Below are 16,661 nucleotides of genomic sequence, written 5' to 3' on the forward strand. Positions count from 1 at the left end.
CTCATATAGAGCATACGTTCCTTCTTCCATATAGATAGTGATTCCTCCCCGGACACGTTCATCTCCTGTCCTGCGCCACTCGCGTGCTTGTCGTAAAGCAGAAGTCAGAGTCGCTTTCGGAGATTGACGGGTACCGTCGTTCAAATCATTACCCTGTGCAGAAATCCATATCTCACCCGCTGACAACAGATAAGTGCACAACAGACATATAGTCGCTAAAAATAACTTTTTCATAGTTCTTCTTTCTTTTCTGTATAAGAGGATTATCTAGCCAATGGCATCCAAACAGTCATTTCTCCTTTTCCCCTGTTTCCCCAGGCATAATAGGGAATCAAACGAATATCCACTGTCTTTTCCACTTGAACGACCGGACGATAAAGCACGCCTTCCCAAGAAGGAGCAGACGCCAAACGTGCCGTCCCTTCAAGTGCGACAATCGGACTGCCTTCGATACTGATTTTCTTGGGCGTCAGTTTAATATCCGCAGGAATGAGGACATTATCAATCTTTTCTCCATCAGTTATATCCATACTTTCCAGACAGTAAACCAACGGGCCACGCTTCACTACTACCTGATTACGAATTTCCTCTGCCAACGGATGGGCTTCGAGCAAACGTACAGGCATATCCATTATTAACTCCACCACGTCTCCCTTCTTCCATGTACGATTCACTTCCGCGTATGTATTCGCTTTTGCATGTATCTGCATCGCCTGTCCGTTTACTGTAAGTGTGGCTTTCTCACACCATTCGGGAATACGCAGAAAAAGAGAGAAAGCGCCTGCCTTCCGCGGAACTTTATCCAATGTCACACGTACAGTCCCATCCCATGGATAATCTGTCTCCTGTGTCAAGGCAATTTCTCCTTTATCTTTCCAAGTTGTAGTCAATGTATTTGCACCGTACAGATTGCAATAGATTCCTTCAGTTCCCAATGTATAAGCATAATTCTGCGCCTGACAAAGTGTGCGCAATGTATTGGGCGGACAGCAGAAACAACTGATATATTCCGTCCGTTCTTTCGGCCAACGAAGTGTATAAGGCAGATCGGCACTGATACGCAACGGATTCGTATAGAAATACTTCTTACCATCCAGACTAATTCCGCTCAGCACACTATTATAAAGGCAAGTCTCTACCAGTTCAGCATATTTCGCATCTCCCGTCACTTCCAGCATACGCCAGTTGAACAGCATATTGCCGATATTGGCACATGTTTCATTATGCGCAGTACTATTGGGCAACTGGTAAGGACGCCCATAACTCTGGTGTACTTTCTGAATACTGTCCGGTTCATAACAAGTACCATCAGGTGAGGTACCATCATAAAGCGCTCCGCAGGCTCCGGTCACATACATTTTGCGGGTGACAATATCATTCCAAATGCTGGTCAGGTTTTTCATTAACTGCTGTTCGCCTGTCTCCGCATATACATCCGCTACACCTGCATACAGATAATTGGCACGTACGGCATGCCCCATCGCGCGATACTGCTCACGGAAAGGAATACGATCCTGATTATCATCCGTACCATTCTCCACCATACCGCGAATATCAATCAGGTTCTTTGAAAGTTCAAGATAACGGGGATTTCCGGTAGCGCGATACATTTCGACTACGCCCATATAATGAGAAGGGCAAATGGCATTACGAGCCAGTTCGGCAGAAGCCGTTTCGTAAAAGTGACAAAGGAAATCCGTTGCCTTTACAGCGGCATCGAAGAGAGTTGTTTTTCCGGTGGCACGACGATGGACGATACCCGCCATCATCAGGTGTCCCAAATTATAAGTTTCAAAGTTCAAGCGATTGGCAAAAGCCCCCTTCTCGTTTTCCGCACCTACTTTCGTACCAATCACAGTCTGCTTGTGCTGATCGTCCAATGCATGAGAATCAATCCCTTTATTCAGTTCCTCAATGATAACGGGCGTATGTATGTAACCATCTGCACGTTGGGCTTTTATGACGCAAGCAATAAAGTTATCCATTAATTTATCCAGCTCCGGATCTTTATTGACAGCATAGACAGAAGCAACTCCTTCCATCCATTTATACATATCTCCGTCGTGGAACGGTGGCCCCCAATGTTCCCCTTTGCACACACCGGCAGCAATCTCAAAATTACGGAAGCCATGAGAAACTTCCGGTGTATTCCAGGTGTTCCACATACTCTGCAAAGAAGTATGACTGAACACATTAAAACGATCTCCCCAAAATCCGTTTGTCCACTGCACTGCATCGACTCCGGTATTCGCCATTTTAGCAAAACGGCTCTGACTCATATCCGTCAGTCCGTTACTTTGCGCAAATGCTCCCGTAACGGTGGCGGAAGCTAAAAGAAATAACAGCTTTATCTGTTTCATTAATATGGATAATTTAAAATTTACACAACATCTTTATAAAAAGACGTGATTATCCACGTTTTGTACTCAACAAAACAAAAGCGAAGACTGTCCTGCCCGACAATCCCCGCTTTTCTTAAACTGTATCCGAAAAGAATGATCCGCTATTTTTCAGGAGTATAATTCAGTTCCGCCTTTCGTGCCTGCGAATGTTGAAACTGGCGGGCAACTTTATATTCGTGTCCGTCTTTCAGCAAATAACTGCCTGTCTGCTTGAACCAAAAGCCGACATTCGCTTCCACACACTGTCGTCGAATATCCAACACCCAGTCATAATCACACACACGGGCTTCTTTTCCCGATTCTCCTCCGGCAACGACTTGTTCCACCCAATCTCCCAGTTCTCCCCTAAAGTCAATCCGACTAAGAAGCGGCTCACAGATAATGATTTTATGTTTAATAGGAATTGCCTTATAAATAGGCAGACGATAATCCACTCTATCCTGATTCTCCATTGTGCAGCAAATCGTCACATTATCATACCCCTCTCCCCAATCGGCGGGCAGACATTGCTGTAATCTGTCAATTCGCTTGGTAATAAAAAGGAAACGGAGATCTTGTCGTATCCGCATCATCTCCCATGCTTCAGTGCGCCATTCGTCGGCATCCTCTATCAGAAAATCAGAAGTAAAACAAGTATAGACCAAATTACCTGACGGAATCTTATACGTCCCATTCTTTTTCTGTTGCAAAGGCAGATCAAACTTTTCCGTCTTTGTCACGACCGAACTATCCTTCCCATATTTACCATCCGTACGGTACACATAGCAATGACGGCACCCCTCACTCAGTTTGTGACAGCCATGCCAAAGATTCCACATTGATGCTTTTTCACCCATTCTCTTTTTTTCGCCAAATGTATGTTTTATCTGTCATATATCCATAAAAAAGAGTGCACCTTTTTTCTATAAAAGAAAAAGGTGCACAAAACACAAACAAAACAAACAATAGAGCGACCTTCACAGGCAGCCGGTCGGTTAAGACCATATCTTTAATCCGCCCATCTCGATGCAGGCAGTTTTTTCTTGCAGTATGCTTTCGTCCAGCTATAGGATTTTCTTTTCCTCAGATAAAGCGTATCTCCACAATGCTTCTTCGCTTCCCAGTCAAAGATAGAATGATGCCTGATCATCCTTTCCCACCAATAAAGAAAATGATATGTACACAAAGGTATTAACATAAACCACCATGAAAGCCACAAGGACAATCCCAAAGCCGGCAATAACGTGAGAAAGAAACACTCTGTATATTGTCTTAAATGAATCCGGTTTTCCATTTCTTCCCAGATTTCCAAATATTTATAGCGAGTAAAACAGAAACCAAATATCATAAAAGAATGTTTCTTCTTACCAAGAAAACACTTCGCCAAACGACTGTTATATAAAATCATTATCCCTAATACTGTTTGTAAGTTCCACTTTGCAAATGTCCATATAATCGCGAAGATGGCAAATTGTATTCATGTCTAAGAGAACAATATCTGTCCGCAAACATGACTAATAGCATAAACTTCAAATTCCAGGCTTCGAAATACATAAAACATTCATCCAAAGATGTACACTTTTGTGTTATTTGCATAATTCGAGGTGTCTACATTCCGATTATCACAACAGAGTAACCACCCCAGTTTAACTGGTCACCGATATCGGAACATATATAATGAATAATATAAGCCCGAACATCTTTAATATTTTCACAAAGATACTATATTTATATGTATTTTATATGAAATATAGATAAAAATCATTCAATGATGCATTAAAATAAAAAGTGCACCCTCTCTCCCACCGGAAAGAAGATGCACAAACAAAACAAACAATAGTCTACCTTCACAGGCAGTTAACGGGTTCACGAACCATCGGTCTGAATCTTCAGACAATGGCAGGGGCATGAACCTTCGGGGAAATGAGGTGCTTCACAGCAGCTCGTTTTGATTATACCTCTATGCAATCAGTCCTCCCACTCCGAAGGTGGAAGTCTCTTTTTTCCATACCACTTCTTCCAGGCACAGGATTTCCGTTTTCTCAAATAAAGGGTATCGCCGCAATGTTCCCGTGCTTCCCAGTCAAAGACGGAATGATTCCATAACACTCTTTCCAACCAATACAACAAGTGATAACTCATTAATGCAAGTAACATGAACCACCACGATAACCATACGGACAACACTAATGCCGGAAGCAGTGCCAACAACAAACATTCAAGATATTGTCTTTCATGTATCCGAAGTTCCATATACTCCCAAATCTCAAGATATTTGTATCGGGTGAAACAGCATCCGAAAAACATGAAATAATATTTTCTTCTACCTAAAAGTAATTTCGCTAATCTGCTATTATATACTATCATACTCGTTTAACAAATAATTGATAACTTCACTTATAGAAGAGGGTTCTTTCAATAATACCAGTTTGTCCTCATCTAATAAATATATCGAAGGAAGAGAACGTAAAGAATACAGTTCTCTTTCAACCAGTACTTTCCTCGCATCATAACCGTTTACCCACGCAGAAGGAAAAGACTGCTGATATTCTTTCCATGTACCCGTATCGCCTTCCGTGCAAATCGTAATAAGGGCGAGTTGCGGCAAAGCTAATCCGTTATGTGGCAAGCAAGCATTTATTATTGATGCCTCAGATAGTTCCTGTATTGATTTCCGGCAATGCATGCAATCCGGATCATAAAACAACAATAAAGTATATTTAGCAGGAATATTCCATAGATTCTGAAGTTCTCCGGTAGGAAGAATGAAATCAAAATCAGCCGCTTTAGTTCCTGCCCGATTCTTTTTAAGCATTTTCAATTGATATAAAGGACGTACACGCATCATTCCATTCAGAGATTCGGAAGCTAATGCCTCTTCCAATACTGAAATATAATAATTATCATTGCGTAGCGGTGAGTCAGGCTCGTACAAATGCCGTTCCATCTGCCGCAGAAACCAATGGTTGACCCTATCATTTACTTTAGTTTTCAACACCAGTTTTCTAAGGCTTTCACAAGCTTTGTTTTCTGTCAGCCCTGATAATCGGGAAAGATAATCCACCAACATTCTTTCTGTTGCAACCGACTTGTTTGCCCACCGGACGGTATCTGTAAAATCGTATGTATTCCAGAAACAATCTACTGATACGCTATCCTTTTGATGTACTGTCGCAGTATCCGGTTTACCTCTATTGGCGGAACAAGTACATAAAAACAAGAACATGCCCGAAATAGTATAAAACTGTAATCTTATTCTCCGCTTACTCATATTCTACTATTTGATATATTCATCCTCATATTTCCTTTCACTCTTGACACTAATTGAATTATCCTTCCTGACGTATCCGAAGTTCAAAATATCCATTTCTGCCAAACAGACGCACTTTTCCTTCACGCGCATTACCTGTATTATTTTCCTTTATATGGACAAAAATATAATCATTAGTAGAGTCTAACAGGGGGTAAAGAATGGCTCCTTCATGTCGCTGTTCAGCTATCCCAATCCAATCAGATAACCCAACGACTTCCCCATAATGCGTATATGGCATGGGGAGCACTGTATATGACTGGCCAATAGAGGGATAGCGTTCAACAGTCACCGTTTTTTGTAGGACTCCATATTGGATAATACTCGTAAAAGAGTATTCCGTACCTGCATTTTCACTCGATTCCGTGAAACATAAGTCCATCTCAACAGGGTTATCAGGAGTATCATTACAAACTGTTTCCCCTGTTATTTCTGTCCCGTTTGCTTTCACTGTTATCAATCTACGCTGAAGATTGGGATAATCCGGGTCAAACATGGTGTAACCTTCCAATGATTCATCCCGGATGCACCGGTAGAAATGACCTAACACAAAAGAGTTCAGGGTTTCATTGCTGTATATGCTCCAACGAGAATTTTCAAATCCCATCTGATAGCCATTCCTTAAATAATTCTCTTGATAATCATGGGTACCATCATACTCCAATAACATGAGTGCTTCCATATCATTAGTAAATCCATTCTTTTCCGCATTCTCGAACGAGTTAGCGCCAAATCCCGTGACACTCCGGATATTCAGTTTATAGTAATTATTGCCTACAATTGAAGTCAACGGAACTTTTTTTCCTGTAACATCATCTATTGTACATAAACGGAGTTTATAGTATCCTTCCCTTTCTGTCCCATCCGCTGCCGTATATTTTCCATGTACAACGATATGAAATCCCTTATGAGCATCCAAACCCATATTCCGAATCTGATACAGATAAATAGGAGTTGACAAAGGAGCAAGATTACTGACAGACAAAGTAGAAGGACTGATATAATCCACGTCTGCCAATACTGAAGCTGATACAGGACAACTCAACCAATCTATTGAAGTCAATTTAAAATTGCCGGCTGTCACTTCCACACTGAATTTCGCCACATTCCGTTTTAAACTGAAACCATTGCTGCCGTCACTTTCCATGGCATTACGAATAGTCATCATATTGAGTGATGAAAGAGCTATGCGTCTGGTAGCCATTACAAAAGGTGGTTTTACAAGTGCTTCCGTACTTGTGCATATCTTATTTTCCAACTCCTGCAAAGTACGTATTGTCCCTTCTTCCATCGGATAATTGGCTATCAGATACAATGTATGTTCTCCTGTGGCTGAAGATATGTTCACCGTCGTCTTATATTCATTCCCAGTCCATTCCAAATCAGGGTGCTGATGATAAACAACATCTCCCTTATGGTCGAATATCAGGAAGTCCATACTTTCCACCTTCGCTTTATCGGCAGGAACAACTGTCCCCCGCGTATGTATAACAGATTCTTGTTGTACGCTCAGCCTCAAAACCATTTGTTCCTGTACATCTCTCGGATCGTTACTCTCCGACATTTCATCACTATTGCAAGCTCCAAAAGAGAAAAGCAATACAAACAGAGCTAATTGAATATATTTCTTTTTTACTATCATATCTGTACTTTTTTATCAAAGAGAGGGATAACGTAGTTTCACACAACGTACCGTATGTTTCTGATTCCGCAGTTCATCACTCGTATCACTTCCATCCGGATCGCTCATAGTGGCTACTATAAATGTGCCATCATCATTCTTTCCCCAATAGCTGTCCGAGAAGAAATTATTGGGAAGTCCGTTGGTTCCGGCATTCAAGAAAACATAATTCATTTCTTTTCCTGTGGGCAACCGCCAAGCACCACCAGTTAAATTTGCACATACAGAAGATGCGTTTTCTTTCGTGACATTAGTAACATCTGTACTTGAAACAATAAAGTCTGAAAGTTCAGGGGGACGAACATCAAGAGTACAGTTATAGAGATATTTTTCCTCTTTATAATTGTCTATGAGGTTATAGGATCCGTAACTTATATACGCCTTTCTGGCAGGACTATTATCATTTTCTTCTATACACCATGATTCACCTGAATTAATCGCCCAATTTTCACGTATGGTAGCTAATCTCCAGCATCCTTTCCCCCTTGTTGCATGATTCTCACTCACCCCTTCAGGATAATATGCCCTACATCCAGTTTCCCGAGTGGCTCTTTTATAAAACTCATCATTATAAATGCCGACACGCATCCAATTCGCTTCAGACCAATACCCCATGGCTTCAGCCCAAGTAACAAGAGCATTGCCACTACGATACGTTTCCGAACTATAAAGTTGTAGATTAAGCTCAACAGACACAGTACCTGATTCCAATGTAGTCACATAGGTAATATCATTACCCGTATTCCAGTTTCCACGCCTAAACCCGACACGTCCGCTCTTCTTATTTGCATCATCATATTCTATTGTCATTTGCAGTTGATTACCGATTGTCACCTCATCAGGAAGTTTCACTTCGACCGGAGCATTACAGGCAAAACGCACGTATGAGTAAAAGCGTAGCGATTTTACTTCAACCGTCTTTTTGTTGACAGCAAGAAAACTAGCTCCCGTTATTTCAATTGGGACATTGATTTCCGACCATCCGGAAACGTTGGATTTCATCTCAAGAGACTCTTCCCCATAACCGGTTATTGCTTTAATATTCAAACTGTAATGCCTGTTGCGGGTTATATTCCATTCTGTAGAATGTGAATCAATAGAATTCATAGCGTCACCAATCGGTAGAGTATATACTCGGGTAATTCCTCTAGAGGTTCCTTTAATACGCAATACCATTCTATAATCTTTATCTGTCGGTAAATATTCCGGCAAATAGATTTCACCGGACGACCATGTGAAATGATTTTGTTCCGTGCTGCTATTTCTCAATGAAAACATACGGTTACCTAGAAAACCTTCTTCTATCTTGTACTTACCGGCAACCAAATAACTATATTTCGGGATACGAAGAAGCTCCATAGATTCAAAGTTGACATGTTCGCTCGTGGGATTCCCGTTTTCACAAATCTCCGTACTTAGGTCGAACTTAACACTTAGTTTGGCAATCACACGTTGCAACTTTATCTCCAGTTTAGATACAGGCACAGACACCCCCTCTGTATATATCTCATTTTTACTTCGCACATTCACATTAAGCAACTGCCGGAAAAACACAAATCTTGAAGCATTCAAGTTACTTTCCGAATTCATCCGAATACTTTTCAATTCTTCAGGGGTGTTTATTCCCGAAAGATCTACCGGTTCATTTCCTATCACATAAATATCATTGTATCCTATATAGGTAATGGCAACATAATCTTCATTTATATCTATCAATTGATTGCTGACTAAAACTTTAGGGCCATAAGGATTGGAAGTGCGTGTCGAAAAAATGATAACACGCAATTGTGATATCTCATTTTCATCCCCTGCAACAAGTTTCGGCATGATGCTGACAGGGATTTCCTTCCCTTCTCCCTGACCATTACCATCAGAAGATGCTTCTGTTCCGTCAGTACAAGCAGTGAGCAGATACAATAATGCCACAACAAAGCTATATATATAAACTAATTTCAGTCTCATTCTCCCATTCAATTATAAAGTGTCACATTTCCGTATCCTGCAATATGATTGTCCATCCGGCAACGGTTATAGCTGTTTGCATATGGGTATCCGTATTACCGTCCAAATCATCTATAAGTGATATTTCTACTTCATAAACATCCTCCCGGTCAAGTTCCGACTGGGTACGGCTATATGGATGCCTCCGGACAAGTTCAAGTAAATCGGAACGGTAGAGTTCCTTTATGGTGCCGTCCTGCATCAGGCGTTCTATTAATAGCGTCAATTTTTCTCCTTCTACCAAGCGCATTAACGAAAAGATACTTGTCAACTGGTTCCATGCATCATTATTGGTGCCCTGATATGGATAATATGTCAATTCGTTGCCCGAAGCAACTACAGAATTATCAAATTTATAAGTCGCCCCTTTAGGGTCAACCACACGGACACGCACGCCATCCGCACAGCGGTGAATACATGGTATTCCGCTTTTTTCAAACCACTTCACATTCAGATGCAAATGATTCTCATTCTTTATAAGTGAAAGAACTTCAGTGTGTTCCTTCACATCGTTTACTTCTACTTGTTTCATAGCATGAAAAACAGGAGTCAATTTATGGTTCACACCACGTTCTTCTGTTGCGTTGAGTGATAATAATGCCTGCTCAAGCGTAGTTTGTCCGGCAATAAAGACCGGTTGCAAAGTGACTTCATCAGTCAGGTTTCCCCATGCCACCAACGTATAGCTACCGGCAGAAAGTTCCGGATCAATCCGAAAATCTTTCGGGAAAGGCTCCCCTTTACGAGTTATGCATTTCAGAAAACATCCGGCTGCATCAAATACATACAAGTCTATTTGCTGTACGTCGATGTCGAAACGATCGGGGCAAGTATTGTCCGTGTGATGAACATATTCGAAAGCCACGTGGAAATTTCCCTGCGGACAACCGGAAAAATCTTCATTAACGCATCCGATAATCAGCCATAATAGCACCGATATGTATGCCATCATCCTTCCTTTCCTATACAATGTATTATTATCCTTGAAGTGCATGTTAAATTGTTCTTGAGAGGGATTTTAGACTCCTTTACCGGGATAACTTCCCGGCAAAGGAATCCGTTAAAATCTATTTTTAATGAACCGGCAAACTAACAATCATTACATTCCCAGTTCTGCATCTTGTTCAACTTTAGTCCATGGTTCCACCGTGATATGTGCCTGCATGTAAGTTTTCTGATTGATAGGATCTGTCGGATCAACAGTGACATCTTCGTCATCAGGATAACCGATTGAAGTAATTCTTGAGATATTTACATTATAGAAACGATTACGCATTACTGAATAGAACAGGTTGTTGGCTTCTGTCTTTCCGTCCATATTATCCTCAACATTCACGCGATAGTAACAAGTTCCTCCGGTGTACTGGAAAATACGTATTGTTCCTTCAACACTCTCCTGATAACCCGGTACTCCTCCATTCTTAGGATGCGAATATTTCTTAATGGTAACAATCGAATAAATACCCTCAGAAGTCGAAAATGAACTTCCATAATATACACTTACAGGATTTTCGATATCACCTTCGTCTACGGCACTATCTTCATCTACAGCATTTAGCCATTTCTGTTTTCCTGCTTTATTCAAATAAGTCTTTAAAATCATGTCCAAGCCATAGGTTGCCAAGTTTCCACCAAAGTCTGCAGGAGCCGTATAAATCTGATTTTCCCATTCCGGAACAATGAAGAATGGTGGAACCTCTTTTTCACCTATTGTATAATCAGTATCGTCAAATTGATTCTTGATAGTAAGATTTTCACTTGTCCCTTGCACAGTAACGTTATTAATCATGACATTGGCTGCCGGAGCAAATACACCTTTCACTAACACATAGGTAGTATTACCTCTTACCGGTGTCTGATTGGAGTTCTCCGGCAAATATATAGATCGGATAGCTTCTCCATCGGTACTTGCTTTCAAATCCAAATTCGGTTCATTAACTTCGTCATAATATTTAGCGAAATCTTCAAATGTAGAACTAGTGCCAGTCATTGTATAGAATGGTGTAAGGAAACCATTAGCTTGATTATGGAGAAACATATAACTCTGAACCGGCAGGTTACGAACGGTAAATGTCGGAGTAAGCAATTTGCCTAATGTTTTGCCTGTATTATCTTTCAGTGTCAAAGCGTCCGCATTTGCATAAGTAGCCTGCAATTTGGCTGCGGCACGGGATATGGAAACCTCTAAATGATTATTTTGCTCCATTTCCGCAGAACTTTCATACGACGGTTTCGAACAATTCTCTGCAGAAATTCCCGGATATAATGTATATTCGGTTGCAGCCAATACATTCGCCATGAGGAAACCATTAGCCGCCGCATCACTATTACCGGATATTTTATCAAAACTACCGACACGTGATACAGCTTCTGTCTTTTCTGTACCTTTGGTATGGGCAATACGTCCGGCTTTCGTACAATGTGTCAAAGCAATAGCTTCAAATTGGGCGGTTGTAGTGGTAGATGTAATCCACTCATCCTGCATATTGGCTACTACGTACACTTTCTTTTTACCGGAAGTTAACTTCAATGTGGTAGTATGCTCCACCCCATTTCCATCTACAGTAACACCATCTGTCTTTGCCTCAAAACTACCTGATTCACTGAAGATGTAAGCCCGTAGATTCTTAATACTTTTTTCTGCGACTGTACCTTCATGTTCGTCACCTGTTGCACGTGACTTACCACTGTCTTTGCCAAGCTTAAATATAAACTTCGCCCAAGTAGGCTCTCCCTCCACGACTTCGGTATTACCGTTGCCGTTGCTTCTTTCTTCGCCCAGCTTGTCCTCATTGCTACAAGCAGCAAACGTCATTGTTGCCAGTGCAAATACTCCGATTAGAAAATCATTCTTTCCCATTTCTTGTTTTACGATTAAAAAATTAATAAAAAAATAAATTATTATATGTTGAGACTTATATGTTTTCACTTTTCATCCGATAATACACCTTGATGTACCCGGCCCGGCGCAGTTGAGGGAAGAAGTGCTCTTTTAGAAAACGGTAGGGCACTCCCCTTTTCAAACGTTGCAACCGTTCCTCACGTCCTTTCATAATTGGAACAGAATCCATAATATCCAATACTTCCTTACGATATTCCATATCAGAGTGTTCCACTTTATAGCGCAATTCCTCCCATCCCTCATCACCATTCACAAGCACAAAACAACTATCCGGCAAAGCAATCCGACCGGTTATATATTGCTTCAACGCTTCAGCCCGTTTTCCCGATAATCGCTTATTGAAATCAAAAGCTCCTTCCGGTGAAGAAAGCCCCAGTAGCACCACACGAGCTATCTCTACTTCCGGATCTTCGCTGATACGGCGGGTAACGTCAATGATATGTTCCAGTACCTTCTCGTTGTCCAGATAATTATTATCTATCTCTGCCTTTGCAAGCTTGAAATAGACAATCTGCGCACCTTCCTGCTCACCTGTAAGAAGCCTTTTGCCCGCCAGGTAATTTTCTATCGGTTCTACAAATCTTTCTGTTTCAGCCAGCACTTCTGTGATACATTTATGGGGTAATATTTCCGGTATTTCCACTTTCTCTTTTATTTCCGGCTTGATAATAGAATATTCATCCGTCCGATTCCATGCAAATAGCTCCACCATATCCAGTTCTTTTTCCATGCAGCAACTTCTAAGCTGCCGCCGCAACAGTAACTTTGCCTGCCACACCCACAGTTTATTCGCTAACATCGGAGTTGAACAAGTTATTGTATTCCATTGTCGGTTGTCTACCGTATATATTGAGTCTTTCTGCGCTTTTGAAGGATGAAGCACTTCCTGCCTTCGAGCTACTCTCTCCCGTATTTTGCCATTTACACGTATGACAGGGAAAGTAAAAGACTGATTTCCCCTTATATCTACCAATATAGGTGTTAGTGACAATTCGTCATTTGCTTTTGTAATACCGGGAGCGACCAACATACGGAATCTCAAACTCACAGAATCACCTTGTACATTCTTCTCTATAGAAAAATCTTTTATCTTGATAGAATCAATATTTTGAGCGGATGCTGACATAGCCGTTATACTCAGAAAGAAGGAAGATATTATAATCTGAAAACTGTTCATTAGGGATATTATTTAAGTAAATATATGATGGATACAGCGGCACGTGTAGGCCCTAAATAATTACGGTTCTTTACACTTAACCGTTTACCGCACTCTTTACATGGATATTTGTTATAATGCAAGCGTGCGTAGCCAAGCCCTAGCGTCCCCTCCACACTCCAATGTGGTGAAAGAATCCACTGATACCCATAACTAAATCCGAATCCGGCAAGATTTCCCTGTCTTCTAAAGTCGCTTAATCCAAGATAACGGATACCACCTATATTATATTGTCCGTAAAATGTATGCACACCGAAAAAATGCCCGTTAAACGATTCACACAGCCAATATCGAAGTTCTGGTTGAACCACCCAATGCTTCATTTTTCTATTATTCGAACCTTTTCCGTTTTTACCCAGTGGAAACGGATTATAAGCTCCCCATAAATCAATAGTCAGTTTAGGGGAAATGCCCCACTCCATAGCTATATTGGGAGTTTGCATCATACCACCATATAACAAGTTCGTTTTCACAGCTATATCTTGCGCGTTTACCAGTAAGTGTCTTGTCAGGAAAAACATAAAGAAAAGCATGTATATTCTACTTTTTATATATCTATTCATATACTCTGTTTTGTTTTAGACTTTGCTTCATCTCTATTTCATGATAGAGATGAAAACAAATATATTCATCATAAACCATTAATTATAAATCAATTATGATATATGATGAATATATATTTGTTTCATTATTATATTTTTTTTGATAATGACTGAGTAAACTGAAAATAAAACTCTGGCATTTAATTCATTAAGAATATCAATACTGAAACAATGCTGAAACATACAAGCCAAACAATTTGAATAACTATATTTTATATGACGAAACTTATGCAAAACGAACTACTGTACATTGAGGAGCACCTATCATGCCAAAACTATATGGCAACTGTCAACACCGGATTTAAATACATTGAATTTTCTGAAGATGCTGAATTTGGAGAGGATAACGCAAATAAGAATTATTTGTTGTTTTTCCTCAAAGGAGATTTTACAATCAATTGTAATCAGTTCCATAACAGAATATTTCATGCCGGAGATATGATATTGATTCCACGCTCGGCACATTTCAAAGGGGTAATAAAAGGGAAAGCAAGTATATTATCAATGTTTTTCGATAGTCCCGAATGGTATTGTGACAAACTTGTATTCCAGTCACTGTCAACACTTTGTAATAATGAAGAATACGAATTTGAACCAGTTAAAATACGGTATCCGCTGACTCCTTTTTTAGAATTGCTGACTCACTGCATCAAAAATAAAATGAATTGTCCACATCTGCATGACCTGATGCAACGGGAATTCTTTTTCCTGCTTCGAGGGTTTTACCACAAACAGGAAATAGCTATGTTGTTTTATCCCATTATCGGAAAAGAAATGGACTTTAAGGATTTTGTAATGCGCAACTATACCAAGGTCAGCAATATCGAACAACTAATTTCGTTGTCCAATCTAGGAAGAAGCCGCTTCTTTACCAAATTCAACGAAGCATTTGGAATGACTGCCAAACAATGGATGCTGAAACAAAAGAACCAGCAGATTCTGGAGAAAATGACAGAACCCGGCATATATATTAAAGATGTCATCGAAGAACTGGGATTTGATTCACAGGTTTACTTCAGCCGTTATTGCAAACACCACTTCGGATGCACTCCAAGCCAATTAATGAAGCGTTGTCAGGCTGATAATGAAGCTATTCGACACACAAAATCCTGAATTGTACAAAATGAATAAATTATTGTACTTTTTGATAAATGCTATAATGAAAAAAAGGGCTTACTTTGCAGCAAATTAATCACTGAATAACAGAGTGCTTTAATTCCATCTCTATCATGAAATAGATTACAACGGTGCAAATATATATATAAAATTAATACTATATATTCTTTTTACAAATTATAATACAGAAAAAGCAAATAGCTAGAACAATTTAGTCACCATGCTATTTACTTTATCGAGCAAGGACACATCGAATTCTTTCAAATAAACACGTGTCATCTCTTCCGAAGTATGTCCCAAGCCGGCACTGATTACAGAAACCGGCGCACCGTAGTCACGGGCAAGGGTAGCCCAGGTATGGCGCGCGGTATAGGTAGTTAAAGGTACTTTAATATCTATCATGGCAGCTATTCTCCTAAGATGCCGGCTGATACGTCCTAATGCCAGGCGATATAACTTATATTCAGATGAGTCTTGTTTGTTGAGAATAGGAAATATATATTCCCCCCCAGTTTTATATTTATCCATTATCTCCTGCATTTGAGGGGTTACGGCAATACGGATCAGTTGCTTTGACTTGTGGCGGGAATAGGTCAGTATGCCGTTGCAGATACTGGATTTTTTCAAAAGTACAATATCGACAAAAGCCATTCCCTGAGCATAGAAACTGAATAAATATAAATCACGGGCAAATTCCAGTTCCGGAGTATCTTCTAACATAAGGTTTGCAAGAGATTGAAGATTTCCCCGGGTCAGGGCACGTTTCACTGTCTTGGCCGGGCGGGTTTGCGCCTTGACAAAAGGATATTCACCCAGAGAATGGCAGCCATCCAGCATAGCTTGATTGTACAGAATTCTAAAATTCCGTAAGTAATAACTTACCGTGTTACCGGTAACTCCGGTACTATACAAAAAATCCTCATAGCGCCGTACAAAGCGTAAATCAATTACCGGAATCCGAATATCCGAATTGTTCAGAAACTTGGCCAATGATGAACGTGTACTTTTGTATGCAGCAGCCATCCCTTCTTTCTTTAGAGTTTTTTTCCGTTCTATCTGTGTATCAATGTATCGCAACAAATAAAACTGCTGTCTGACATTTTTATGAACACACGGTACCAAAACATCTTCCACCGTAAAATAATCAGTGGTTCGTTCGAGCTGCCGGATTCTTGCGTTAATTGTACTTCTTATCTTCCTCAGTTCACGATTCATCTTCGTTATATCTGTAACAGAAAAAGCTGAATCCGTACCATTCGCAACAATCCTTTCTTCCTGCTCGTCAAAAGCTTCTTCTTTTATACGATAGCCCGTATATAGCAACTTCTTTCTTCTTTTATGTATCACCTGAAATACCAAAGGGTAACTGCCATTGTTCAATCTTCTAGCCTTATTCAACATGAGTTTTATTGATGTTATCATACCTTTATTTTTTTTGTTACTGTAAAATTA

At 40.2% G+C, this 16,661-nt stretch carries 13 protein-coding genes and 1 pseudogene; 1 reads left to right on the forward strand and 13 read right to left on the reverse strand.

The features are described from left to right. The 12 genes and pseudogenes from AB5443_RS06785 to AB5443_RS06840 all read right to left on the reverse strand — a co-directional run. Positions 1–234 (reverse strand): annotated as a pseudogene (locus AB5443_RS06785) (right-handed parallel beta-helix repeat-containing protein); the annotation flags it as partial. A 29-nt stretch (positions 235–263) separates the two neighbouring features. After that, on the reverse strand, positions 264–2,360 hold the full coding sequence (locus AB5443_RS06790; RefSeq protein WP_277133204.1) for a glycoside hydrolase family 127 protein: 2,097 nt from the start codon (positions 2,358–2,360) through the stop codon (positions 264–266). Positions 2,361–2,503: 143 nt separating this feature from the next. Then, positions 2,504–3,238 carry a DUF5131 family protein gene (locus AB5443_RS06795; protein WP_022140071.1) on the reverse strand — a complete coding sequence of 245 codons (735 nt, stop codon included), beginning with the start codon at positions 3,236–3,238 and terminating at the stop codon, positions 2,504–2,506. 152 nt (positions 3,239–3,390) lie between these two features. Next, on the reverse strand, positions 3,391–3,789 hold the full coding sequence (locus tag AB5443_RS06800) for a hypothetical protein (protein ID WP_195407234.1): 399 nt from the start codon (positions 3,787–3,789) through the stop codon (positions 3,391–3,393). Positions 3,790–4,349: 560 nt separating this feature from the next. After that, positions 4,350–4,748, reverse strand: a complete 399-nt coding sequence (locus tag AB5443_RS06805; RefSeq protein WP_195407233.1) for a hypothetical protein — start codon at positions 4,746–4,748, stop codon at positions 4,350–4,352. Then, entirely contained in the window at positions 4,735–5,607 is an 873-nt protein-coding gene (locus tag AB5443_RS06810) for a DUF5106 domain-containing protein (protein ID WP_277133206.1), read from the reverse strand. Before AB5443_RS06810 ends, AB5443_RS06805 begins: the two co-directional genes overlap by 14 nt. 103 nt (positions 5,608–5,710) lie before the next feature. After that, on the reverse strand, positions 5,711–7,333 hold the full coding sequence (locus AB5443_RS06815; protein WP_277133209.1) for a fimbrial protein: 1,623 nt from the start codon (positions 7,331–7,333) through the stop codon (positions 5,711–5,713). A gap of 15 nt (positions 7,334–7,348) precedes the next feature. After that, a complete protein-coding gene (locus tag AB5443_RS06820) occupies positions 7,349–9,334 on the reverse strand; it encodes a hypothetical protein (RefSeq protein ID WP_277133211.1) in 1,986 nt (661 codons plus the stop codon). 22 nt (positions 9,335–9,356) lie between these two features. Continuing rightward, complete coding sequence (locus tag AB5443_RS06825) at positions 9,357–10,325, reverse strand: FimB/Mfa2 family fimbrial subunit (RefSeq protein WP_277133213.1); 969 nt, start codon at positions 10,323–10,325, stop codon at positions 9,357–9,359. Positions 10,326–10,472: 147 nt separating this feature from the next. Then, positions 10,473–12,233, reverse strand: a complete 1,761-nt coding sequence (locus AB5443_RS06830; protein ID WP_277133215.1) for an Mfa1 family fimbria major subunit — start codon at positions 12,231–12,233, stop codon at positions 10,473–10,475. 55 nt (positions 12,234–12,288) lie between these two features. After that, a complete protein-coding gene (locus AB5443_RS06835) occupies positions 12,289–13,452 on the reverse strand; it encodes a DUF3868 domain-containing protein (protein WP_277133217.1) in 1,164 nt (387 codons plus the stop codon). 8 nt (positions 13,453–13,460) lie between these two features. Beyond that, complete coding sequence (locus AB5443_RS06840) at positions 13,461–14,054, reverse strand: DUF3575 domain-containing protein (protein WP_195407226.1); 594 nt, start codon at positions 14,052–14,054, stop codon at positions 13,461–13,463. A gap of 255 nt (positions 14,055–14,309) precedes the next feature. On the opposite strand from AB5443_RS06840, the gene AB5443_RS06845 reads away from it, so the two are divergent. Then, complete coding sequence (locus AB5443_RS06845) at positions 14,310–15,206, forward strand: helix-turn-helix transcriptional regulator (RefSeq protein ID WP_283140006.1); 897 nt, start codon at positions 14,310–14,312, stop codon at positions 15,204–15,206. Between the two features lie 204 nt (positions 15,207–15,410). On the opposite strand, the gene AB5443_RS06850 is transcribed toward AB5443_RS06845, so the two are convergent. Beyond that, entirely contained in the window at positions 15,411–16,631 is a 1,221-nt protein-coding gene (locus AB5443_RS06850; protein ID WP_368113515.1) for a phage integrase SAM-like domain-containing protein, read from the reverse strand. Positions 16,632–16,661 lie beyond the last annotated feature (30 nt).

The organism is Bacteroides sp. RTP21281st1_H5_RTP21281_210402 (assembly GCF_040918965.1).
In the GTDB taxonomy this organism is placed as follows: domain Bacteria; phylum Bacteroidota; class Bacteroidia; order Bacteroidales; family Bacteroidaceae; genus Bacteroides; species Bacteroides congonensis.